Annotated in this window: 24 protein-coding genes; 22 read left to right on the top strand and 2 right to left on the bottom strand. The window is 44.1% G+C overall.

Annotated elements, in window-relative coordinates; all coding sequences use genetic code 11:
• The first annotated feature begins 163 nt into the window (after positions 1-163).
• The 13 genes from AB5706_RS01445 (at position 164) to thiI (ending at position 12,776) form a co-directional block, all read left to right on the top strand.
• A complete protein-coding gene (locus tag AB5706_RS01445; protein ID WP_173773368.1) occupies positions 164-739 on the top strand; it encodes a chromate transporter in 576 nt (191 codons plus the stop codon).
• Positions 736-1,305: a chromate transporter gene (locus AB5706_RS01440; protein ID WP_173735239.1), complete on the top strand. Its 570-nt coding sequence runs from the start codon at positions 736-738 to the stop codon at positions 1,303-1,305. Before AB5706_RS01445 ends, AB5706_RS01440 begins: the two co-directional genes overlap by 4 nt.
• A gap of 91 nt (positions 1,306-1,396) precedes the next feature.
• Positions 1,397-1,939 carry an LOG family protein gene (locus AB5706_RS01435; protein ID WP_173735240.1) on the top strand — a complete coding sequence of 181 codons (543 nt, stop codon included), beginning with the start codon at positions 1,397-1,399 and terminating at the stop codon, positions 1,937-1,939.
• A gap of 443 nt (positions 1,940-2,382) precedes the next feature.
• A complete protein-coding gene (gene hrcA / locus AB5706_RS01430) occupies positions 2,383-3,423 on the top strand; it encodes a heat-inducible transcriptional repressor HrcA (protein ID WP_173716405.1) in 1,041 nt (346 codons plus the stop codon).
• A gap of 16 nt (positions 3,424-3,439) precedes the next feature.
• Positions 3,440-4,102 carry a nucleotide exchange factor GrpE gene (gene grpE, locus AB5706_RS01425; RefSeq protein WP_256144466.1) on the top strand — a complete coding sequence of 221 codons (663 nt, stop codon included), beginning with the start codon at positions 3,440-3,442 and terminating at the stop codon, positions 4,100-4,102.
• Between the two features lie 115 nt (positions 4,103-4,217).
• Positions 4,218-6,101: a molecular chaperone DnaK gene (gene dnaK / locus AB5706_RS01420; RefSeq protein ID WP_148461282.1), complete on the top strand. Its 1,884-nt coding sequence runs from the start codon at positions 4,218-4,220 to the stop codon at positions 6,099-6,101.
• A gap of 155 nt (positions 6,102-6,256) precedes the next feature.
• Positions 6,257-7,444, top strand: coding sequence for a molecular chaperone DnaJ (gene dnaJ / locus AB5706_RS01415; protein ID WP_118578560.1), 1,188 nt, complete (start codon positions 6,257-6,259; stop codon positions 7,442-7,444).
• Positions 7,445-7,613: 169 nt separating this feature from the next.
• Complete coding sequence (locus AB5706_RS01410; RefSeq protein ID WP_233456036.1) at positions 7,614-8,294, top strand: phosphatase PAP2 family protein; 681 nt, start codon at positions 7,614-7,616, stop codon at positions 8,292-8,294.
• Positions 8,295-8,439: 145 nt separating this feature from the next.
• Complete coding sequence (gene prmA / locus AB5706_RS01405) at positions 8,440-9,393, top strand: 50S ribosomal protein L11 methyltransferase (protein WP_173770629.1); 954 nt, start codon at positions 8,440-8,442, stop codon at positions 9,391-9,393.
• 2 nt (positions 9,394-9,395) lie between these two features.
• Positions 9,396-10,142 carry a 16S rRNA (uracil(1498)-N(3))-methyltransferase gene (locus tag AB5706_RS01400; protein WP_173716407.1) on the top strand — a complete coding sequence of 249 codons (747 nt, stop codon included), beginning with the start codon at positions 9,396-9,398 and terminating at the stop codon, positions 10,140-10,142.
• Between the two features lie 38 nt (positions 10,143-10,180).
• Complete coding sequence (locus AB5706_RS01390) at positions 10,181-10,354, top strand: DUF6783 domain-containing protein (protein WP_442973249.1); 174 nt, start codon at positions 10,181-10,183, stop codon at positions 10,352-10,354.
• A 3-nt stretch (positions 10,355-10,357) separates the two neighbouring features.
• Positions 10,358-11,512 carry a cysteine desulfurase family protein gene (locus tag AB5706_RS01385; protein ID WP_118578554.1) on the top strand — a complete coding sequence of 385 codons (1,155 nt, stop codon included), beginning with the start codon at positions 10,358-10,360 and terminating at the stop codon, positions 11,510-11,512.
• An 82-nt stretch (positions 11,513-11,594) separates the two neighbouring features.
• Positions 11,595-12,776 (top strand): tRNA uracil 4-sulfurtransferase ThiI, encoded by a 1,182-nt coding sequence (thiI, locus tag AB5706_RS01380; RefSeq protein ID WP_173770628.1) that lies wholly within the window; start codon positions 11,595-11,597, stop codon positions 12,774-12,776.
• Positions 12,777-12,867: 91 nt separating this feature from the next.
• Here the strand turns inward: thiI and AB5706_RS01375 are convergent, their stop codons facing one another.
• A complete protein-coding gene (locus AB5706_RS01375) occupies positions 12,868-13,104 on the bottom strand; it encodes an HPr family phosphocarrier protein (RefSeq protein WP_021925019.1) in 237 nt (78 codons plus the stop codon).
• Between the two features lie 295 nt (positions 13,105-13,399).
• On the opposite strand from AB5706_RS01375, the gene mtaB reads away from it, so the two are divergent.
• The 9 genes from mtaB (at position 13,400) to AB5706_RS01330 (ending at position 20,804) form a co-directional block, all read left to right on the top strand.
• Positions 13,400-14,731: a tRNA (N(6)-L-threonylcarbamoyladenosine(37)-C(2))-methylthiotransferase MtaB gene (gene mtaB / locus AB5706_RS01370; RefSeq protein ID WP_173769827.1), complete on the top strand. Its 1,332-nt coding sequence runs from the start codon at positions 13,400-13,402 to the stop codon at positions 14,729-14,731.
• Positions 14,732-14,997: 266 nt separating this feature from the next.
• Entirely contained in the window at positions 14,998-15,270 is a 273-nt protein-coding gene (locus AB5706_RS01365; protein ID WP_021925017.1) for an IreB family regulatory phosphoprotein, read from the top strand.
• Between the two features lie 2 nt (positions 15,271-15,272).
• Positions 15,273-15,722 carry a Holliday junction resolvase RuvX gene (ruvX, locus tag AB5706_RS01360; RefSeq protein WP_118578548.1) on the top strand — a complete coding sequence of 150 codons (450 nt, stop codon included), beginning with the start codon at positions 15,273-15,275 and terminating at the stop codon, positions 15,720-15,722.
• Entirely contained in the window at positions 15,709-15,963 is a 255-nt protein-coding gene (locus AB5706_RS01355; RefSeq protein ID WP_173735244.1) for a DUF1292 domain-containing protein, read from the top strand. Before ruvX ends, AB5706_RS01355 begins: the two co-directional genes overlap by 14 nt.
• A gap of 459 nt (positions 15,964-16,422) precedes the next feature.
• A complete protein-coding gene (locus AB5706_RS01350; protein ID WP_368368580.1) occupies positions 16,423-18,024 on the top strand; it encodes a ribonuclease J in 1,602 nt (533 codons plus the stop codon).
• A gap of 11 nt (positions 18,025-18,035) precedes the next feature.
• Positions 18,036-18,374 (top strand): YlbF/YmcA family competence regulator, encoded by a 339-nt coding sequence (locus AB5706_RS01345; RefSeq protein ID WP_148461290.1) that lies wholly within the window; start codon positions 18,036-18,038, stop codon positions 18,372-18,374.
• A gap of 9 nt (positions 18,375-18,383) precedes the next feature.
• Complete coding sequence (locus AB5706_RS01340; protein ID WP_118578542.1) at positions 18,384-18,932, top strand: endolytic transglycosylase MltG; 549 nt, start codon at positions 18,384-18,386, stop codon at positions 18,930-18,932.
• A complete protein-coding gene (locus tag AB5706_RS01335) occupies positions 18,929-19,585 on the top strand; it encodes an O-methyltransferase (protein WP_118578540.1) in 657 nt (218 codons plus the stop codon). The genes AB5706_RS01340 and AB5706_RS01335 overlap by 4 nt, the downstream gene beginning before the upstream one ends.
• Positions 19,578-20,804 (top strand): peptidase U32 family protein, encoded by a 1,227-nt coding sequence (locus AB5706_RS01330; RefSeq protein ID WP_173719318.1) that lies wholly within the window; start codon positions 19,578-19,580, stop codon positions 20,802-20,804. The genes AB5706_RS01335 and AB5706_RS01330 overlap by 8 nt, the downstream gene beginning before the upstream one ends.
• A gap of 89 nt (positions 20,805-20,893) precedes the next feature.
• Here AB5706_RS01330 and sigK read toward each other — a convergent pair whose 3' ends face one another.
• Positions 20,894-21,523 (bottom strand): RNA polymerase sporulation sigma factor SigK, encoded by a 630-nt coding sequence (sigK, locus tag AB5706_RS01325; RefSeq protein WP_118578536.1) that lies wholly within the window; start codon positions 21,521-21,523, stop codon positions 20,894-20,896.
• Positions 21,524-21,769: the final 246 nt, after the last annotated feature.

Genomic DNA, 21,769 nt, shown 5'->3' with positions numbered 1-21,769 from the left:
TTTGTTCTGCCCTCTGAAATGCCAGAAGCATTCCAAAACTTTAATTGACAGATATACCTATAGTGCGTTATCTTAAAAAAGAAAAGCGTGATTGTTCATGACCTGACCAGTAACACGCTTCGCGATGCACAGAAATCATGCAGAATTATTAGGAGTGCCGGAAATGGAAGAAAAACAAAAGAATAAAAGATATGTGCTGAGAAAGCTTTTTTTTGCCTCGTTATATCTTAGTACGTTTACTTTTGGCGGCGGATATGTGATCGTTACTTTATTGAAAGAGAAATTTGTGGATCAATATCACTGGATCGATGAGGAAGAAATGCTGGATCTGGTGGCAATCGCACAGTCATCTCCAGGAGCAATCGCGGTAAACGGAGCAATTGTGGTGGGATACAAGCTTGGGGGAATACCGGGAATGCTGCTGTCGGTTCTGGGGGCTATTATTCCGCCAATGGTGATCCTGTCCCTGATTTCCTTGTTTTATGATGCATTCTGCTCTAATTATTATATAGCAGCTCTTTTGAAAGGCATGACTGCCGGCGTAGGTGCTGTGATCATTTCCGTGGTATACGACATGGGGAAAAACGTGGCGAAGTCAAAAGACTGGGTAAATGTGATTATTATGGTCATCAGTTTTTGTGCAAGCTATTTTCTGAAGGTGAACATTATTTATATAATACTTATTGTGGCTGTATTTGGATTTGCGCGTACGCTTGTGAAGGAGGGCAGGAAAAAATGATTTATCTTCAGCTCTTTTTCAGTTTCCTTCAGATCGGTGCATTAAGCTTTGGAGGCGGATATGCAGCAATGCCTCTTATACAGGAACAGGTAGTGACTATGCATGGCTGGCTTTCCATGGAAACATTTTCGGACCTTGTGACCATTGCAGAGATGACTCCTGGCCCTATTGCAGTAAATTCCGCAACCTTTGTAGGAACCAGGATTGCAGGTCCTGGGGGCGCAGTGGTGGCTACTCTTGGCTGTATTTTACCCTCCTGTATAATTGTAACCCTGCTGGCATATATTTACACGAAATACCGGAAAATGTCCCTTCTCCAGGGAACTCTCACATCCCTTCGCCCGGCGGTTGTGGCAATGATCGCCAAGGCAGGAGTTACCATTTTAGTATCATCTTTTTTTATAAATGGTGCAGTGGAACTGTTTCGGGAAAACATATGCATTCGAATGGTGGTGTTCTTTACTGCCGCACTGGTGCTTTTAAGAAAATATAAAATGAATCCCATTCTGGTGATGGTTTTGTGCGGTGTGGCCAATATGGTGTTTTGCGCGGCTGTCGGAAGCTGACTGGAAAAGATATGCCAGCTGACTTTCGCATATGGTGCTGCCGCAGGTGGGCATCACCTGTGTTTAGAAGAAAAATAAGGAGGACAACAGATTGAACATATGTGTATATGGTGCTTCAAGTGCGCTGCTTAAAAATATTTATTATGAAAAAACAGAAGAGCTTGGAAGAGCAATGGGAAAAAGAGGTCATGGTCTGGTGTTTGGAGGCGGAGCTACCGGAATGATGGGAGCAGCAGCCAGAGGCGTGGCAGCAGAAAAAGGTTACATACTTGGAATCGCTCCCCGCTTTTTTGACCAGCCGGGAGTTCTGTATGAGAAATGTACGGAATTTATTTTCACAGAGAATATGAGAGAGCGCAAAAAACTTCTGGAAGAAAAATCAGATGCTACGATCGTAGCGCCTGGCGGAATTGGTACTTATGAGGAATTTTTTGAGATTTTTACCTTGAAAAGCCTGAAACGTATTGACCGCCCAATTGTGCTGTATAACATTGACGGATATTATGACAAGATGAAAGCATTGCTGGAGTATACAGCAGAAGAGAAATTCATGGATTTTTCCGTGCTGGATCTGGTAGTTTTTCTGGATGAGCCGGCGGCAGTTCTTGACTATCTGGAAAATTATAAAAAATAGAGGCTGCAATTCAGCAGGTACTGTTTTGCGAAACGTAGAACTGTGAAGGTACTGAACAGTTACAAAACGGACATGTCGCCTATGGGCGGTATTACTATACAGGAAAGAAGATGCCAGGGGGAATTTTCTCAAGGCATCTTTTTCATTTATGCGGCAGCAAACATAAGACTGCGTTGGCAGATACCTGGTAGTATCTTTGTTACCCCAAAAGGTATTGCAGTAAGGAGAATTTAGCCGGAATGGTAAAGTATAGGGTAAAAACTATCAAAAAAGATGAAAAAAATTTGTAAAAAATATTGACAAAAGGAATACTGAGGTGTATCTTAAGAACATAGATGTTAGCACTCCTAAATAATGAGTGCTAACAAAAGGAATTCGAAGAAGCCAGACGGAAATCAGAATCAGGTTTGACCGTCTGCTTTTCAGGAAGGAGCAGATATTTCATGGATGAAGTATTAGATGAGCGCAAACGGAAAATACTGAAAGCAATCATCAAAACTTATATGGAAACAGGCGAGCCTGTAGGTTCCAGAACTATTTCCAAGTATCCGGATCTGAATGTCAGCTCTGCTACCATCCGAAATGAGATGTCCGACCTGACAGATATGGGCTACATCGTACAGCCCCACACCTCAGCCGGAAGAATTCCATCAGATAAAGGCTATCGCCTTTATGTAGATGAGCTTACCAGGGAGAAGGAAGCCGAGATCGCAGAAATCCGTGATCTGATGATTGAGAAATCAGATAAGATGGATAAGGTGCTCAAGCAGGTGGCGAAGGTTCTTGCCACGAATACCAATTATGCGGCTATGGTTGCGGTTCCCCAGTATAAGGGAAGCACCCTGAAGTTCATTCAGCTTTCACGAGTCAATGAGCGGCAGCTGATTGCCGTAGTTGTATGTGAGGGTAATGTCATTCGGAACCAGATCATTAATATTGATGAGGAGATGGATGACCAGACGATCCTGAAGCTGAATCTTCTTCTTAACACGAACCTGAACGGCGTACCCATCCAGGATATTAATCTGGGCATGATCGCCAGATTGAAAGAACAGGCGGGTAGCCACAGCGGTGTGGTTGCAGATGTGCTGGACGCAGTTGCAGCTACGATTCACGTGGACGAAGAAGATATGAAAGTATATACATCGGGAGCGACCAACATATTTAAGTATCCAGAGCTTGCAGATACATCCAGAGCCAGTGAGCTGATTTCCACTTTCGAGGATAAGCAGGAACTTGCGGATATGGTCCGTGAGGAAATGGGAGATCCGGAGAACACAGGAGTTCAGGTATACATCGGGGATGAAGTTCCGGTACGTACCATGAAAGACTGCAGTGTGGTCACAGCTACTTACGAGCTGGGAGATGGAATGCGTGGAACTATTGGAATTATCGGTCCCAAGCGAATGGATTACGAGAATGTAGTGGACAGCTTAAAGAAATTAAAAGTCCAGCTTGACGAAATGGTAAATAAGAAAACCTAGAAAGGCGGTTGAAAGCGTGTCAGAAGAAATGAATAAAGAAGCCGAAGTACAGGAAGAAGCAGTTGACATTCCGGTAACAGACGGAAGCGAAGAAGAGGCAGCAGATACAGCCCAGACAGCAGAAGAGGAGACTTCCGAAGAGCCTGCACAGACAGAAGAAACTGAGCAGCCAGATCAGGAAGCAGAATCTCAGAAGGAACCGGAAACCAAGACAAAAACTTCTTTCTTCGGCAAGAAGAAAAAAGAGAAAGATAAATTTGAACAGCAGGTCGAGGAGCTTACAGACAGACTGAAGCGCAGCATGGCTGAATTCGATAACTACCGTAAAAGAACGGAGAAGGAGAAATCCAGCATGTACATCATCGGTGCCAGGGACATCGTTGAAAAAATGCTTCCGATCGTGGATAACTTCGAAAGAGGTCTTGCACAGGCACCGGAGGATGATCCATTTGCAGAAGGCATGAAGATGATCTATAAGCAGATGATGACAGCCTTTGATGAGATGGGCGTGAAGCCAATCGAAGCTGTAGGCAAGGAATTTGATCCGAATCTGCATAATGCAGTGATGCATGTGGAGGACGAATCCGTTGGCGAGAACATCGTCGTAGAGGAATTCCAGAAGGGATATACTTACAAGGATTTCGTTGTAAGACACAGTATGGTAAAAGTTGCTAATTGACAGAGAGCAGCTTGGAGAATCAAACTTCATCGACATTTTCTAAAAACAAAGTATAAATGTTACTGTTCGTGTAATGGACAGCAACCATGAATTTTTAAACAGGAGGAAAATTATCATGGGAAAAATCATTGGTATTGACTTAGGCACAACAAACAGCTGTGTAGCTGTTATGGAAGGTGGACAGCCAACCGTTATCGCAAATACAGAAGGATCCAGAACAACACCATCTGTTGTAGCATTCACAAAGACAGGTGAGCGTCTGGTAGGTGAGCCTGCAAAACGTCAGGCAGTAACAAACGCAGAGAAAACAATCTCTTCCATCAAGAGAGAGATGGGTACAGATTACCGTGTAACAATCGACGATAAGAAATATTCCCCACAGGAAATTTCTGCTATGATTCTTCAGAAACTGAAAAAAGACGCTGAAGGATACCTTGGAGAGTCTGTTACAGAAGCAGTTATCACTGTTCCGGCATATTTCAATGATGCTCAGCGTCAGGCAACCAAGGATGCTGGTAAGATTGCAGGTCTTGATGTAAAACGTATCATTAACGAGCCTACAGCTGCAGCTCTTGCATATGGTCTTGACAATGAGAAAGAGCAGAAGATCATGGTTTATGACCTTGGTGGTGGTACATTCGATGTTTCCATTATTGAGATTGGTGATGGAGTTATCGAAGTTCTGGCAACAGCTGGTAACAACCGTCTTGGTGGTGATGACTTTGACCAGAGAATTACAGACTATATGCTTTCTGAGTTCAAGAGAACAGAGGGCGTTGACTTAAGCAACGATAAGATGGCTCTTCAGAGACTGAAAGAAGCTGCTGAGAAAGCTAAGAAAGAGCTTTCTTCCGCAACAACAACCAATATCAACCTGCCATTCATCACAGCAACAGCTGAAGGACCGAAGCATTTTGATATGAACCTTACAAGAGCTAAATTTGACGAACTTACACACGATCTTGTTGAGAAAACAGCAGAGCCGGTTCGCCGTGCACTTTCTGATGCAGGTCTTACTGCTTCTGATCTTGGACAGGTGCTTCTGGTTGGTGGTTCCACACGTATCCCGGCTGTACAGGATAAAGTAAGACAGTTAACTGGCAAAGAGCCAAGCAAGGCCCTGAACCCAGATGAGTGTGTTGCACTTGGTGCTTCTATCCAGGGTGGTAAGCTTTCAGGTGAGGCTGGTGCAGGTGACATCCTTCTTCTTGATGTTACTCCACTTTCCCTGTCTATCGAGACAATGGGTGGTATTGCAACACGTCTGATCGAGAGAAATACAACAATCCCGACCAAGAAGAGCCAGATTTTCTCCACAGCAGCTGATAATCAGACCGCTGTAGATATCAATGTATTACAGGGTGAGCGTCAGTTCGCGAAAGACAATAAGTCCCTTGGACAGTTCCGTCTGGATGGAATCCCGCCAGCACGTCGTGGTGTTCCGCAGATTGAGGTTACATTCGATATCGATGCCAACGGTATTGTAAATGTATCTGCTAAGGATCTTGGAACAGGTAAAGAGCAGCATATTACAATCACAGCTGGTTCTAACATGTCCGAGTCTGATATTGACAAGGCTGTTAAAGAAGCTGCTGAGTTCGAAGCTCAGGATAAGAAACGTAAAGAGGCAATTGATACAAAGAACAATGCAGACTCCATGGTATTCCAGGTTGAGAATGCACTGAAAGAAGCAGGTGATAAACTGGATGCAAATGACAAAGCTTCCGTAGAGGCTGACTTAAATGCATTAAAAGATATTCTTGCTAAATATGCAAATACAGATGAGATCGGAGATGCTCAGGTCGCTGAGATCAAAGCTGCTCAGGAGAAGATGATGGAAAGTGCTCAGAAGCTTTTCGCAAAGATGTATGAAGCACAGAACCCACAGGGCGGTGCTGGTCAGGCAGGCCCGGGACCGGACATGGGAGGAGCTTCCCAGGGAGGTAACGAGGCAGGTTACGGCGATGATGTTGTAGATGCTGACTACAAAGAGGTTTAATTGAATAATAAGTTCCAATATTTCGGAACATGAAACTACAGCCCGGTCATGATTCATGACCGGGCAGTGGTGGTGAAAGACATATTACAGGAAATGCGCCGCTGGCGTCTTCCATAAGATAACCAAATACAAAAAGTTAGGAAAAGAAAGAAATCATGGCTGATAAAAGAGATTACTATGAAGTCTTAGGCGTTGATAAGAGCGCCGATGACGCTACATTAAAAAAAGCATATCGTCAGCTTGCCAAGAAGTATCATCCCGACGTAAATCCGGGAGATAAGGAAGCTGAAGCGAAATTCAAAGAGGCAACAGAGGCTTACAGCGTCTTAAGTGACCCGGACAAGAGAAGACAGTATGATCAGTTTGGTCATGCCGCTTTTGAAAACGGCGGCGGTGGCGGAGCAGGCGGTTTCGGCGGCTTTGATTTCTCCGGCGCAGACATGGGTGATATCTTCGGAGATATTTTCGGAGATCTGTTTGGAGGCGGCGGAAGCCGCAGACGTGCCAATAATGGACCTATGAAGGGTGCAAACCTGCGTGCACGCGTGAACATCACCTTCGAGGATGCTGTATTTGGCTGTGAGAAAGAACTTGAGATTACTCTGAAAGATGAATGTACTTCCTGTCACGGTTCCGGCGCTAAGGCTGGTACCTCACCGGTTACCTGTCCGAAATGTAATGGTGAAGGACAGATTGTTTACACCCAGCAGTCCATGTTTGGCATGGTTCGTAACGTTCAGGTGTGTCCGGATTGTCATGGTACAGGTAAGATCATCAAAGATAAATGCCCGGATTGCCGTGGTACCGGATACATTTCTAATCGCAAGAAAATTAAGGTATCTATTCCGGCTGGTATTGACAATGGTCAGAGTATCCGTATCCGTGATAAAGGTGAGCCTGGCACAAATGGGGGTCCGAGAGGCGATCTGCTGGTAGAAGTAAATGTAGCACGCCATCCGATTTTCCAGAGACAGGATATGAATATTTACTCTACTGCACCGATTACTTATGCACAGGCAGCGCTTGGAGGCGAAGTCAAACTGAATACAGTAGATGGAGAAGTTCTCTATGAAGTGAAACCAGGAACTCAGACAGATACCAGAATCCGTCTGAAGGGCAAAGGTGTTCCGTCCCTTCGAAACAAGAATGTCCGTGGTGATCACTATGTAACTCTGGTTGTTCAGGTACCAACCAATCTGAATGAGGACGCGAAAGAGGCTCTCCGCAAATTTGACGAGGCATGCGGCAATCGTCCTGCAGGCAGTGCCGGTGATAGCACAGAAAAGTCCGAAAAGAAGAAAAAAAGCTTCATGGACAAATTAAAAGAGACCTTTGAAGAGTAAAAAAACAGTTTTTCCATAAAAGAATAAAGAAAAGGGGAGATATCCTCTTTTCTTTTTTTGTTACTTATTGTATATTAAAGGGTAGCCGCAACGCTACTGTCCGTGCTGCTGGTCAGGAAGTAAGCAGCACGGACAGTAACATCGCAAGAGTCCGGAAAGGAGTTTTGCCTTGAAAACAAAGAAAAGAGATCTGTTAAAACGATATATTCCCCTGTGGTCTATTGCACCTCTTGTGACCATCATGGCAGTGAATTGTCTGATTTACTGGGGAAGCAGTGCGCTTACAGCTGGCAGGTATCACTATGATTTTACGATGGCATTTGACAGGGAAGTTCCTTTATTGCCTGTATTTGTGTGGTTTTATATTCTGGCATTTCCATTCTGGGCGGTGGGGTATTTGCTGGCGGCAAGGCGTGGTAAGGATATGTTTTACCGGTTTGTTGCCACAGATCTGACCATACATTTTATTTGCTTTATCTGCTTTATTTTAATACCGACCACCAATATAAGACCGGAGATCGCAGGAAATACCATTTCGGAAAAGCTTCTCGCTCTGGTATATTCCCTGGATGGCGGGAGAAGTCCTTCTAATTTGTTTCCTTCTATCCACTGCTATGTGAGCTGGATGTGCTGGAAAGGTGTGGAAGGCTCGGAGAAGGTGCCGAAATGGTATCAGAGATTTTCTCTGGTATTTGCAATTCTGATCATTATCTCTACCCAGGTGCTGAAGCAGCATTACATTGTGGATGCAGCAGCGGCATTGCTTCTGGTGGAGTTTTTCTGGAGATTTTATCAGAAAGGGCAGCGGCATAAGTGGGTTGTGCATATTTTTGCACATAAAAAGAAGTAACACGGACATAAAAATCCAGTAATTGGTCAGGTGAATTGAAAAATCAGAATAAAGTAACAGATAACAACAGTTTTGAAAGATGTTAAAAAATACCATATTGTGATTATGAAGAAACAGCTTTCAATAAAAAGATTGGAGAAATAGTATGAAGTGGAATCGCTTTACCATCAAAACAAAAACAGAAGCAGAAGACGTTATCATCTCTGCCCTTGCAGATGTTGGAGTTGAGGGCGTAGAGATTCAGGACAAACAGCCCCTTACCGAAACAGATAAAGAGCAGATGTTTGTGGATATTATGCCGGAAGGTCCAGCAGATGATGGAATTGCCTATCTGAATTTTTATCTGGAAGAGGACACAGAAACTGCACCTGTTCTCGAGAAAGTACGTGCTGTCCTTGAAGAAGTACGCGGATACATGGATATCGGCGAAGGTACTATCACAGAATCCCAGACAGAGGATAAAGACTGGATCAATAACTGGAAAGAATATTTCCATCAGTTCTATGTAGATGACATTCTTATTGTTCCATCCTGGGAAGAAGTGAAGGAAGAGGATAAAGACAAAATGATCCTTCACATTGATCCGGGTACAGCTTTTGGAACTGGCATGCACGAGACTACCCAGCTGGTAATCCGTCAGTTGAAGAAATTTGTGACAAAAGACACCCAGATGCTGGATGTTGGAACCGGAAGCGGTATTCTTGGAATCGTAGCTTTGAAGCTGGGCGCTGCTCACGTTGTGGGAACTGACCTTGATCCTTGTGCAATTCCGGCAGTGGCAGACAATAAAGAGGCTAACGATATTAAGGATGAGACTTTTGACATGCTCATTGGAAACATCATTGATGATAAAGAAGTTCAGGACACGGTTGGATATGAGAAATATGACATTGTAACAGCTAATATCCTGGCTGATGTACTGGTGCCTCTGACACCGGTTATCGTAAATCAGATGAAAAAGGGTGCTTACTATATCACCTCTGGAATCTTGGACGTGAAAGAAGAAGTAGTGATAAAGGCAGTGAAAGATGCCGGGCTTCAGCTGGTTGAGGTAACCCATCAGGGAGAATGGGTATCTGTCACAGCCAGAAAGGAATAATTATGCAGCGCTTTTTTGTGGAGCCTTATCAGGTCCTTGAGGAAGAACACAGGATCACCCTTACAGGTCCGGATCTGAACCATATGAAAAATGTTCTTCGCATGCGCATTGGTGAGGACGTGTGGATCAGCGATGGCAGTGAGAAGGAATATCACTGTACCATAGAAGAATTTCAGGAGGACAGCGCAGTTCTTCATATCCTTTATGCCCAGGAATCCCAGTATGAGCTCCCAAGCCGGATTTATTTGTTCCAGGGACTTCCTAAAGGGGATAAAATGGAACTGATCATTCAGAAGGCTGTGGAGCTTGGCGCTTACGCTGTTGTTCCAGTTGAAACAAGGAGATGTGTGGTGAAGCTGGACGCAAAGAAAGCGCAGAAGAAGGTTACCAGATGGCAGCAGATTTCCGAGAGCGCAGCTAAGCAGTCTAAGCGTATGCTAATCCCGGAAGTGAAAAATGTAATGAACTGGAAAGAAGCACTTGCCTTTGCAAAAGGACTGGATGTGGTTCTGATTCCTTATGAGCTTGCCCAAGGTATGAAAGAGACCCGGGAAATCCTGGCGGCAATTCAGCCTGGACAATCTGTGGGGATTTTTATTGGCCCGGAAGGCGGTTTTGAGGAGGAAGAAGTGAGAGATGCCATGGAAGCCGGTGGGAAACCGGTGACCCTGGGAAAAAGAATCCTGCGCACAGAGACAGCAGGTATGACCATGCTGTCTATTCTGATGTATACGCTTGAGTCTGTTTAAAAATATTTTAGCAATCTGCAAGATGTGCCAGAGCCTGTTTGAAAAATCATTTCAGCAATCTGCACGCCCCACTTTGCGGTATATTTCACCCGAATTCGGCTGCCGCAGCTCGCTGCTGCGCCCTTATCCGGGTAAAGGCTTCCGCAAATTGTGACGCACATCTTGCAGAAAGCCTTTTTTTAACATGCTCTGGAAAAAAAGAGGAAAAGTAAGAAATGGAAGCATATTTTGATAACTCTGCTACCACAAGATGTTATCCTGAGGTGGCAGAGATTGTAGTAAAAACAATGACAGAGGATTTTGGAAATCCTTCTGCCATGCATTTAAAAGGTGTGGAAGCGGAAAAGTATGTCCGTGAAGCTGCACAGATACTTGCCAAAATTCTCAAGGTAAATGAAAAAGAAATCATTTTCACCTCTGGCGGAACAGAGTCAAATAATCTGGCCTTGTTTGGCGGAGCGGATGCAAATAAAAGAAGCGGAAACCATATTATCACCACTTCAGTGGAGCATGCAGCTGTAGGACAGCCCGCAGAGCGCCTGGAACAGATGGGATATGAGGTGACGATAGTTCCTGTAGATCACAGGGGTGTGGTTCAGCTGGAGGCGTTAGAGAAAGCTTTGCGCCCGGATACGATTCTGGTATCTACTATGTATGTAAACAATGAGGTTGGTGCTGTGATGCCAGTGGAAGAGATTGCAAAACTGGTTCATGAGAAAAGCCCGAAGGCTCTGTATCATGTAGATGCGATCCAGGCATTTGGAAAATACCGTATTTATCCCAAAAAGGCAGGAATTGATATGCTCTCTGTGAGCAGCCATAAGATTCACGGGCCTAAAGGTGTAGGATTTTTATATATCAATGAGAAAGCCAGGATTCAGCCTCAGATCTTAGGCGGCGGCCAGCAGGCCGGTATGCGGTCCGGTACAGATAATGTACCTGGAATTGCAGGACTGGGTGTTGCTGCAAAGATGGTCTACACGGATTTTGATAAGAAAATTGAGCATATGTATCAGCTGAAGGAACGCCTTGCAGAAGGTTTTCTGAAACTTCCTGATGTTCGTCTCAACGGAATGGAGATAAGAGAAGGTGCACCTCAGATCTTAAGCGCCAGCTTTCTGGGCGTGAGAAGCGAAGTGCTGCTTCATACTCTGGAAGAAAAAGGCATTTATGTTTCAGCCGGAAGCGCCTGCTCCAGCCACAAAAGAAAAGCTGCCGGAACCTTAAGTGCAATGGGAATGGAAGCAGCCCAAAGAGAAAGTACGCTGAGATTCAGTTTTTCAGAGGAAAATACATTTGAAGAAGTGGATTATGCATTGGAAGTGATCGGGCAGGTACTGCCTATGCTTCGGAGATATTCCAGACACTGATGCAGTGAGGAAAAGAAGAATGAAATGCAGCGCCGGGGAAAGTCCGGCAGCCGCATAAAATAAAGAAACAGGAGGAAATCAAATGATATTTCACGCATTTTTAATAAAATACGCAGAAATAGCTATCAAGGGTAAAAATCGATATCTGTTTGAAGATGCCCTTGTGAAGCAGATGAATATTGCTCTTTCTAAGATAGAGGGCGATTACCGCGTTGTGAAGGAGCAGGGCCGTGTTTATGTATTCTGTCCGGAGGAATACGATTTTGAGGAGGCTGTAGCTGCATTAAAAACAGTATTCGGTATTGTTTATATCTGTCCGGTAGTGATCTACGAGGACAAAGGATTTGAGCAGATGCGCTCTGACGTTGTGGAGTACATGAAGAATGTACATCCGGATTATCACGGCACCTTCAAGGTATATACAAGACGTGCAAAGAAGTCCTATCCGGTAAATTCCATGGAAGTAAGTGCAAGAATCGGTGAAAGCATTCTGGATGCTTTTCCGGAGGCAAAGGTGGATGTACATCAGCCTGAACTTACCGTTTCTGTTGAGATCCGTGAAAAAATTTATGTATATTCCAAGAGCATCAAGGGACCTGGCGGAATGCCGGTTGGAACCAATGGAAAGGCAATGCTGCTTCTTTCCGGCGGAATTGACAGCCCGGTGGCCGGATATATGATCGCAAAGCGAGGAGTTAAGATTGAAGCCGTTTATTTCCATGCTCCGCCGTATACCAGCGAGCGTGCGAAACAGAAGGTTGTGGACCTGGCGAAGCTGGTGGCAAAATACAGTGGACCGATCAGACTTCATGTAGTAAACTTTACAGACATTCAGCTGTACATTTACGATCAGTGCCCACATGATGAGCTTACTATCATTATGCGCCGTTATATGATGAGAATTGCAGAGTATTTTGCAAAGAAGGATAACTGTCTTGGACTTATTACCGGTGAGAGCATTGGACAGGTTGCAAGCCAGACCCTGCAGAGTCTTGCTGCAACGAATGAAGTGTGCACATTACCGGTATATCGTCCGGTGATTGGGTTTGATAAACAGGAAATTGTAGAGCGTTCCTGGGAGATTGGAACTTATGACACTTCTGTTCTTCCATATGAAGATTGCTGTACTATTTTCGTCGCAAAGCATCCGGTTACAAAGCCGAATCTGAATGTGATCCGTAAGTCGGAGGAGAAGCTGGCTGAGAAAATTGATGAACTGATGGAAGCGGCACTTAGCACTGCAGAAGTGATTGAAATCCAGTAAAAAAGTGGAAAAGTACTCAGAGACTGCATGAAATCATCGAAAAAACAAAAAGAGGAACTGTGAACAGTTCCTCTGACAATCGAATATTTAATTATTCAACTGTATATTTGTCGATGATTTCCATAACGCTGTCAAGAGCAGCTCCATCAGCATGGATATTGAGGTCGATCGGTTTGGATAAATCCAGGCTGAAGATACCCATGATAGATTTAGCGTCAATCACATATCTTCCGGATACCAGGTCGAAGTCGCAGTCAAATTTGCTGATCTCGTTTACAAATGCTTTCACTTTATCAATAGAGTTAAGTGAGATTTTTGCTGTTTTCATTGTGATATAACCTCCCTTGGATTGTTAGTAGTTTGCTTTACAGTACTCATATTACCTGTAGGCAGGATAAAAGTCAAGGTGAAAAAAGAAAAAAAATGGCAGCAGAATTAGTGAAAATGTATAAAAAATTTACAACATTACTGTGTACTGATAATATTCCGCGAGATGCTTTTCGTGAATGAAATTTACTGAAAATCCGGGAAGTGCGGCACAAAATCACGTATTTACATGAATTCAGTGCATTGCGGAGGGGTTATCCTGCATGGTGTGGACGGTACTAGTTTTGGAGGAAAGAATGAAAAAAAAGGTTGCATTACACAATCTTGGATGTAAAGTAAACTCTTATGAGCTGGAAGCTATGCAGCAGCTTCTGGAACAGGCAGGGTATGAAATCGTACCTTTTGAACCAGGTGCTGATGTTTACGTAATAAATACCTGTACGGTAACAAATATTGCAGACCGTAAGTCCCGTCAGATGCTTCACAAGGCGAAAAAGATGAACCCGGATGCGGTGGTAGTAGCAACAGGATGTTATGTACAGACTGACGAGGGAAAACTGGAAAAGGACGAAGCAGTGGATCTGGTACTTGGAAATAACCAGAAGAAAAATATTGTGGAAGTTCTGACTGATTTTGAAAAAGAACACCAGCGTCAGGCTCATATTATTAAGATTAATCAGACAAAGGAATATGAAGAACTGGAAATCAGCCGCACAGCTGAGCATGTACGTGCTTATATTAAGGTGCAGGATGGCTGCAACCAGTTTTGCACCTATTGTATCATTCCCTATGCAAGAGGCCGCGTGCGAAGCAGGGAAAAAGAGAATATTTTAAATGAAGTGCACAAGCTGGCCAAAGTCGGCTACAAAGAAGTGGTGCTCACAGGAATTCATCTCAGCTCCTATGGAGTGGATTTTCCTGAGGACAATAAAGAAACCTTGCTTTCTCTTATTCAGGCAGTAAATGAAGTGGAAGGAATTCAGAGAATCCGCCTTGGTTCCCTGGAACCGGGAATCGTTACGGAAGAATTTGCAAAAGAGTTGTCTTCTATGCCAAAAGTCTGCCCCCATTTTCATCTTTCCCTGCAGAGTGGGTGCGATACGACTCTTGAGAGAATGAACAGACGATATAGAAGTGCGGAGTATAAAGCAAGATGTGAACTTCTTCGCAAATATTTCGGAAATCCAGCGCTGACAACAGATGTGATCGTTGGTTTTCCAATGGAAACAGAAGAGGATTTTCAGGCTTCCTATGATTTTGTGAAAGATATTCATTTTTATGAAACCCATATTTTTAAATATTCCCGTCGCCATGGAACTAAGGCTGCGGCTATGTCCGGTCAGCTGACAGAGGCAGAAAAAGCTGTGAGAAGTGACAAAATGCTGGAGCTGCACCAGAAGCGTGCAGCAGAATATGAGACTTCTCTTCTTGGAAAGACTCTGGAGGTACTTCTGGAGGAGGAAGTGGAGATTGATGGAAAAGCATATTATCTGGGACATTCCAGAGAATATGTGAAAGTGGCGGTGCTGAAAACGGAGGAATACGGTGTAAATGATATTCTGGCGGTGAAAGTGGAAGAAGCTTTGCAGCCACATATTTTGCAGGGAGAAGAAGTACAGGTTTTGTAGGGGCGTGACCAGTAACATAATTATTACTGTTCACTGGTAACGTTCCGCGAGGTGTTTTTTGTGAACAAAGTTCACAGAAAACCCGAGAATCTCAGCGCGAAATCATGCGAATGCATGATTTCTGTGCATCGCGAAGCGGGTTACTGGGCAGGTCGTGACCGGTAACCACACAATTGCGGAAATGACAGGCAATGCAAAATTAGGATTGTAATTTACACGTAATTATATTAAAATAAAAAAGAAATAATCGTAAGGACGTGAGAAAAATGGCAGAAAATAATCTGGGAAGTACACAATATTTCAGAACAAAACCAGATCAGGAGCTTGAAGTAAAAGAAATCCTGGACCTGGTTTACAACGCAATGGAAGAAAAAGGCTATAATCCTGTGAATCAGATCGTAGGCTATATTATGTCCGGTGATCCGACTTATATCACCAGTCATAAGGGTGCCAGAAGCATGATCATGAAGGTTGAGCGTGATGAACTTGTTGAGGAATTGCTGACCGAGTATATTAAGAACAGATCCTGGGAATACTGATTATGAGATTAATGGGATTAGACTACGGTTCCAAGACGGTGGGCGTTGCCGTCAGTGATCCACTGGGACTTACCGCACAGGGTGTGGAGACTGTCTGGCGCAAGCAGGAGAATAAGCTTCGCCAGACGATGGCACGGATTGAAGAACTGATTTCGGAGTATCAGGTAGAGCGTATTGTACTTGGATATCCGAAGAACATGAATAATACTGTAGGCGAGCGGGCGGTGAAATCTCTTGAGTTTAAAGAAAAGCTGGAGAAGAGGACTGGCCTGCCTGTTGTGATGTGGGATGAACGACTGACTACGGCAGAAGCGGAGCGTACTTTAATGGAGACCGGTGTCAGACGTGAGAACAGGAAGCAGTTTCTCGATCAGATGGCTGCGGTTTTGATCTTACAAGGATACTTAGACCGAATGAATATGAATAAGGATGAGAATAATGGAGAAAATTAAATTTCAATCCGAGGATGGGATTATAGAATTTTTTGTGGAAGAACAGACTACAGTTGCAGGAATCACTTATCTTCTGGTTTCCGATTCACAGGATGACGAGGCGAACGCCTATATTATGAAAGATGTTTCAGAAGAGGGAAGCGAAGAAGCCAGCTATGAGATGGTAGAAGATGATGAAGAACTGATGGCAATTTCCAAAGTATTTGAACAGATGTTGGACGACGTAGATCTTGAAATGTAATAATTTGCTGGGCAGATCGTGAACAGTGATGCGAAATCATGCTTTGCATGTTTTTTTGTGCATCGTGAAGCGTGTAATTGTGAAGTTACTGAACAGTTACCAGCCGAAACAAAATAAAGTCGCTTTATCCTGGTAGCGTGAGTTTGGAGGATAAAGTGCGCAAAATGGAGGATAGATTGATTGAAGACGGAAAATGAAATGAACAACAACGGACAAAGGACTCCGGCAGTCGGAAACGGAACAAGAAAACCAAATTTCAGACATAAAAATTACAGATATAAGGCACAGCCGAAAAAGGACGGAAAAGATGGTCAGAAACAAGGACAGGATAAGCCGGTCAAGGGAAATTATAAACCTCAGTTCCGCAGTCAGGGCAAGCCTGCCTTAAAGCGACCACGCAAAAATAACAGTGGATCCAAGCTGAAGATCATTCCACTTGGTGGTCTGGAGCAGATTGGAATGAATATTACAGCTTTTGAGTATGAAGATAGTATAGTAGTAGTAGATTGCGGACTCGCTTTTCCGGAAGATGACATGCCGGGAATCGATCTTGTAATTCCGGATATTACCTACCTGAAAGAGAATATTTCCAAGGTGAAAGGATTTGTGATCACCCATGGTCATGAGGATCATATTGGTGCGCTTCCATATGTACTGAAGGAAGTAAATGCACCGATCTACTCCACCAAACTGACTCTTGCGCTGATCAGCAACAAGCTGAAAGAGCATAATCTGACTAAGACTACCAAGTTAAAAGAAGTAAAACACGGTCAGGTGATCAATCTTGGTGATTTTGCTATTGAATTTATTAAGACGAACCATAGTATCCAGGATGCATCTGCACTGGCTATTTATTCTCCTGTGGGAATCGTGGTGCACACAGGTGACTTCAAGGTGGACTATACCCCTGTATTTGGGGATGCCATTGATCTGCAGAGATTTGCGGAAATCGGACGGAAAGGCGTTCTTGCCCTTATGTGCGATTCTACAAATGCGGAACGTCCGGGCTTTACCATGTCTGAGCGTACAGTTGGTCATGTTTTTGACAATCTTTTTAATGAATATAAGACTGCAAGAATCATTATTGCAACGTTTGCTTCCAATGTAGACCGTGTACAGCAGATCATCAATACTGCATACCGATTTGGACGTAAAGTGGCAGTAGAAGGCCGCAGTATGGTAAATGTTATTACCACTGCCGCAGAACTTGGCTATCTGCGTGTTCCTGACCAGACTCTGATCGAGATCGACCAGGTAAAGAACTATCCGGATGAGCAGCTTGTTCTGATCACTACAGGAAGTCAGGGCGAGTCCATGGCTGCTCTTTCCCGTATGGCTGCTAATATCCACAAGAAGATTACCATTAAACCTAATGATGCAATTATTTTCAGCTCTCATCCGATTCCAGGTAATGAGAAGGCTGTATCCAAGGTTATCAACGAGCTTTCCATGAAAGGTGCAAAGGTTATTTTCCAGGATGCACATGTATCCGGACATGCCTGCCAGGAGGAGATTAAGCTGATCTACTCCCTTGTGAAGCCGAAATATGCAATTCCGGTACATGGTGAATATCGTCATCTGACTGCCCAGAAGCTTGTTGCAGAGGAACTTGGATATTCCAAGGACAATATTTTTATTCTGAAATCCGGAAATGTTCTGGAGATTGATGAGAATAGTGCGGCTGTTACTGGTTCCGTACACACAGGTGCAATTCTTGTAGACGGTCTTGGAGTCGGAGATGTTGGTAATATTGTACTTCGCGACAGACAGCATCTTTCCGAAGATGGTATTATGATTGTTGTCATGACATTAGAGAGACACAGCAATGTGGTACTGGCAGGACCGGATATTGTTTCCAGAGGTTTTGTGTATGTAAGAGAGTCAGAAGACCTTATGGATCATGCAAGAGAAGTGGTGGAGCTGGCTCTTGACGGATGTCTGGATAAAGGTATCACAGACTGGAGTAAGATTAAGGCAGCAGTGAAGGATGCACTCAGCGACTACGTATGGAAACGTACCAAGAGAAGTCCGATGATCCTTCCAATCATTATGGAGGCATAAGCAGAGGCGCGATGAACGAGATAAAAGACTGTATAGATGCACTTCTTGCAGCTGTACAGAACAGTGAGGAATATCAGGAATTTGAGAAATACAGAGATCTTCTGAAGGAGAACCCGGAGCTTATGGACCGTGTGAATGCATTCAGAGGAAACAATTTCAGACTACAGAATGAAGCAAACAGAGATGAGCTGTTCCGGGGAACGGAGCAGCTCAACAGAGAATCCAGGGAGCTGCGCAGAGATCCCCTTGTAAATGCATTTCTTGATGCGGAGCTTGCTCTTTGTAAACTTATGCAGAAGATATGCAGGACACTTACAGAGGGAATCGATCTGGACATTCCTGAGTTATAAGGAGGAAACATGGGTAATACAAGAGATCAGGTGGGAAAAGCAGGGCTTTTTGTAGCTGGTGGAATTTTTCGTACTGCTTTTTACGTCTGTGTTGCAGTGCTGATTTTCTGGATTGGCAAGTCGGCCTATCAGTTTGGCTACAATGTTTTTAACCAGCAGGCAGTCAGCCCGGGAGCAGGTCAGGAAGTGACAGTTGTGATTCCGGAAGGCTCATCCACGTATGATGTAGCCAAGATCCTGAAAAGCAAGGGACTGATCGACGACAGTCTGGTGTTCTTTGCACAGGAGAAACTTTCTACATATAAGGGACAGATGCAGGCTGGAACTTATCTGTTAAGTACAGCTTACACTCCTACACGTATTATGGGTATTCTTGCTGGTGATGAGGAGCAGACTGGTGTTACGCAGGATAGTGCCACAGCAGCTGATACAGCGGCCCAGACAGATACTCAGACTACAGATGCAGGAACTGATACAGCTGATACCCAGAGTGCAGATGGTACAGCAGATACTCAGGCAGCTGATGGAACTGCAGGGGAAGGAGAGTCCGGACAGTGATCGTAGAGGAGAGAATGCGCACTTACATCAATTCTCTTGATATGGGGAATACTCCTTTTCTGGAAGAACTGGAAAAAGAAGCACTTGCAGGAAGGGTTCCCATTATCCGCAAGGAAATGCAGAGCTTTCTGAAAATGTTTCTTGCAGCAACCCGGCCGATGAAAATACTGGAGGTCGGAACGGCAGTAGGTTTTTCCACTCTGCTGATGTGCGAATATGGACCTGAGAATCTGAAAATAACAACAATTGAGAATTATGAAAAAAGGATCCCTATTGCCAGAGAGAATTTCAGGAAGGCAGGACGGGAATCCCAGATAGAGTTCCTTACCGGGGATGCAGGAGAGATCCTGAAAGAACTTACTGGAACTTATGATCTTATTTTTATGGATGCTGCCAAGGGGCAGTATATGAACTGGCTGCCGGATGTGCTTCGATTAATGCATAAGGGCAGCGTTCTTGTTTCTGATAATGTTCTTCAAGAAGGGGACATTATCGAATCCCATTATCTTGTAGAGAGACGCAATCGTACCATTTATAAGCGTATGCGTCAGTATCTCTATGAACTGAAGCACAATCCGCTGCTGGAGACCTCCATCCTTCCGTTAGGAGACGGAGCCTCCATCAGTGTAAAGAAAGAGGAGTCATATGCGTAAACCAGAATTATTAGTTCCGGCAAGCAGTCTTGAGGTTCTGAAGATTGCCACGGTTTTCGGAGCAGACGCTATTTATATCGGAGGAGAGGCTTTTGGGCTTCGTGCCAAGGCCCGCAATTTTTCAAAAGAAGAGATGGCGCAGGGAATTGCATTTGCCCATGAGCATGGTGTAAAAGTCTATGTGACAGTGAATATTCTTGCGCATAACTATGATCTGGCTGGTGTAAGAGAGTACTTGAAAGAGCTTAAGGAATTAAAACCGGACGCCTTGATCATCGCTGATCCTGGTATTTTTACCTATGCCAAGGAAATCTGTCCGGAGATTGAGCGTCATATCAGTACCCAGGCAAATAACACTAATTACGAAACCTATCGCTTTTGGTACAAGCTTGGAGCGAAGCGTGTGGTAACTGCCCGTGAGCTTTCTTTAGAAGAGATTCGCCAGATCCGTGCCAATATTCCAGATGATATGGAGATTGAGACTTTCATTCACGGAGCGATGTGTATTTCCTATTCCGGACGCTGTCTTCTCAGCAATTTCCTGGTAGGAAGAGATGCCAATCAGGGATCCTGCACACATCCGTGCCGTTGGAAATATTCCATTGTGGAAGAGTCGAGACCCGGAGAGTATATGCCGGTTTATGAGAATGAGCGTGGTACTTACATTTTCAATTCCAAGGATCTTTGCATGATCGAGCACATGGATGACATTCTCACAAGCGGAATCGACAGTTTGAAGATCGAGGGTCGTATGAAGACAGCTCTTTATGTAGCAACTGTCGCACGTACTTACCGCAAGGCTATTGATGATTATCTGGAAGATCCGGCCAAATATCAGGCAAACATGTCCTGGTATCAGGAGCAGATCGCAGGCTGCACTTACCGTAAATTTACAACTGGCTTCTTTTATGGCAAACCAAGCGAGGAAGCACAGATCTATGACAATAATACCTATGAGAAGGGGTATACGTATCTGGGATTTGCAGAAGCTGTAGATGAGAGAGGCTATGTGCAGATTACACAGAGAAACAAGTTTACAGTAGGAGAGATGATCGAGATCATGAAACCGGATGGAACCAATCTTCTGGTTCCTGTAAAAGCTATCTATGATGAGGAGGGCAATTCCGTAGAAAGCGCTCCCCATCCGCAGCAGAAGCTGTTTGTAGATCTTGGCGGTGAGGCAGAGGTTTATGATATCCTCCGCCGTAGTGAAGCATAAGTCTGAGAGTAATTCAGAAAAATAATCGTTACTGGTCACGGAATGAACAGTAACAAATAATCATAGAGGTAAAACTCGCAGAGCGTGTTTTACCCGTTTTCAGGAAAAAGCGTCCGCAATTTTTGCAGGGCGTTTTTTTCAATTCTGGATACATAGGAGCGGCTGATGTGAAGGTGCCTGGCGATTTCCCGCTGCGTCTGTTCCTTTTGCCCAAAGAGACCGAAACGGCAGCAGATCACCTCATATTCTTTGGAAGACAGTACAGACTTCATGGAATCCAGTACATGACGGATATCTTCTCTGGTGGAATACTCTTCCACAACGTCCACTGCCGGTCCTTCCATTACATCCAGAAGACTGATCTCATTGCCTTCTTTGTCTGTACCAATGGGTTCATACAGCGAGATTTCCCGGGAATGTTTCTTGCGGGAGCGGAATAACATAAGCAGTTCATTGTTGATACACTTTCCAGCATATGTGGACAGCCGGGCTGCTTTTGTGGAATCAAATGTGGAGATGGCTTTCATTAATCCAATGGTGCCAATGGAAATCAGATCGTCCAGTTCTACATCTGTTCCCTGATATTTTTTTACTACATGGGCAACAAGCCGCAGGTTACGTTCTATGAGAATATTTTTTGCTTCCATATCGCCCCTTTGGTACTGCTGAAGATAATACTGCTCCTCGGCCATTGTCAAAGGTTTCAAAAATGTCTTCAAATCGCTACCTCAAAGGGGATTTCTATATAGTCTATGAAAAATACAGGCTTTAAGTGCCTGGCTGCCTTTTTTTACTGCGGAAAAAATCGTGGCAGGATTCTTTTTATATTTTACATTGAAATAAAGGGTGAAAATCATTATAATAATGTCAGAGTAACTGCCTGGAACGTGTTTGAAAAAGGCTCTGGTTCGAAAGAGGCAGTGACAGCAGTAATAGGATTACTGTTCAACGGCAATGTTCTGAGA

Source organism: Ruminococcus sp. RTP21484sp1_RTP21277st1_D2_RTP21277_210401 (assembly GCF_040924225.1).
Classification (GTDB): Bacteria; Bacillota; Clostridia; order Lachnospirales; family Lachnospiraceae; genus Blautia_A; species Blautia_A faecis.
Note: the sequence above shows the minus strand (reverse complement) of the source record. Positions and strands in the feature narration are given on the sequence as shown.

Excerpts from the sequence above, each read along its gene's own strand:
- AB5706_RS01445 (WP_173773368.1), top strand. The coding sequence starts at position 164 with ATGGAAGAAAAACAAAAGAATAAAAGATATGTGCTGAGAAAGCTTTTT.
- AB5706_RS01440 (WP_173735239.1), top strand. The coding sequence starts at position 736 with ATGATTTATCTTCAGCTCTTTTTCAGTTTCCTTCAGATCGGTGCATTA.
- hrcA (WP_173716405.1), top strand. The coding sequence starts at position 2,383 with ATGGATGAAGTATTAGATGAGCGCAAACGGAAAATACTGAAAGCAATC.
- dnaK (WP_148461282.1), top strand. The coding sequence starts at position 4,218 with ATGGGAAAAATCATTGGTATTGACTTAGGCACAACAAACAGCTGTGTA.
- dnaJ (WP_118578560.1), top strand. The coding sequence starts at position 6,257 with ATGGCTGATAAAAGAGATTACTATGAAGTCTTAGGCGTTGATAAGAGC.
- prmA (WP_173770629.1), top strand. The coding sequence starts at position 8,440 with ATGAAGTGGAATCGCTTTACCATCAAAACAAAAACAGAAGCAGAAGAC.
- AB5706_RS01400 (WP_173716407.1), top strand. The coding sequence starts at position 9,396 with ATGCAGCGCTTTTTTGTGGAGCCTTATCAGGTCCTTGAGGAAGAACAC.
- AB5706_RS01385 (WP_118578554.1), top strand. The coding sequence starts at position 10,358 with ATGGAAGCATATTTTGATAACTCTGCTACCACAAGATGTTATCCTGAG.
- thiI (WP_173770628.1), top strand. The coding sequence starts at position 11,595 with ATGATATTTCACGCATTTTTAATAAAATACGCAGAAATAGCTATCAAG.
- AB5706_RS01375 (WP_021925019.1), bottom strand. The coding sequence starts at position 13,104 with ATGAAAACAGCAAAAATCTCACTTAACTCTATTGATAAAGTGAAAGCA.
- mtaB (WP_173769827.1), top strand. The coding sequence starts at position 13,400 with ATGAAAAAAAAGGTTGCATTACACAATCTTGGATGTAAAGTAAACTCT.
- AB5706_RS01365 (WP_021925017.1), top strand. The coding sequence starts at position 14,998 with ATGGCAGAAAATAATCTGGGAAGTACACAATATTTCAGAACAAAACCA.
- ruvX (WP_118578548.1), top strand. The coding sequence starts at position 15,273 with ATGAGATTAATGGGATTAGACTACGGTTCCAAGACGGTGGGCGTTGCC.
- AB5706_RS01355 (WP_173735244.1), top strand. The coding sequence starts at position 15,709 with ATGGAGAAAATTAAATTTCAATCCGAGGATGGGATTATAGAATTTTTT.
- AB5706_RS01350 (WP_368368580.1), top strand. The coding sequence starts at position 16,423 with ATGAATATTACAGCTTTTGAGTATGAAGATAGTATAGTAGTAGTAGAT.
- AB5706_RS01345 (WP_148461290.1), top strand. The coding sequence starts at position 18,036 with ATGAACGAGATAAAAGACTGTATAGATGCACTTCTTGCAGCTGTACAG.
- AB5706_RS01340 (WP_118578542.1), top strand. The coding sequence starts at position 18,384 with ATGGGTAATACAAGAGATCAGGTGGGAAAAGCAGGGCTTTTTGTAGCT.
- AB5706_RS01330 (WP_173719318.1), top strand. The coding sequence starts at position 19,578 with ATGCGTAAACCAGAATTATTAGTTCCGGCAAGCAGTCTTGAGGTTCTG.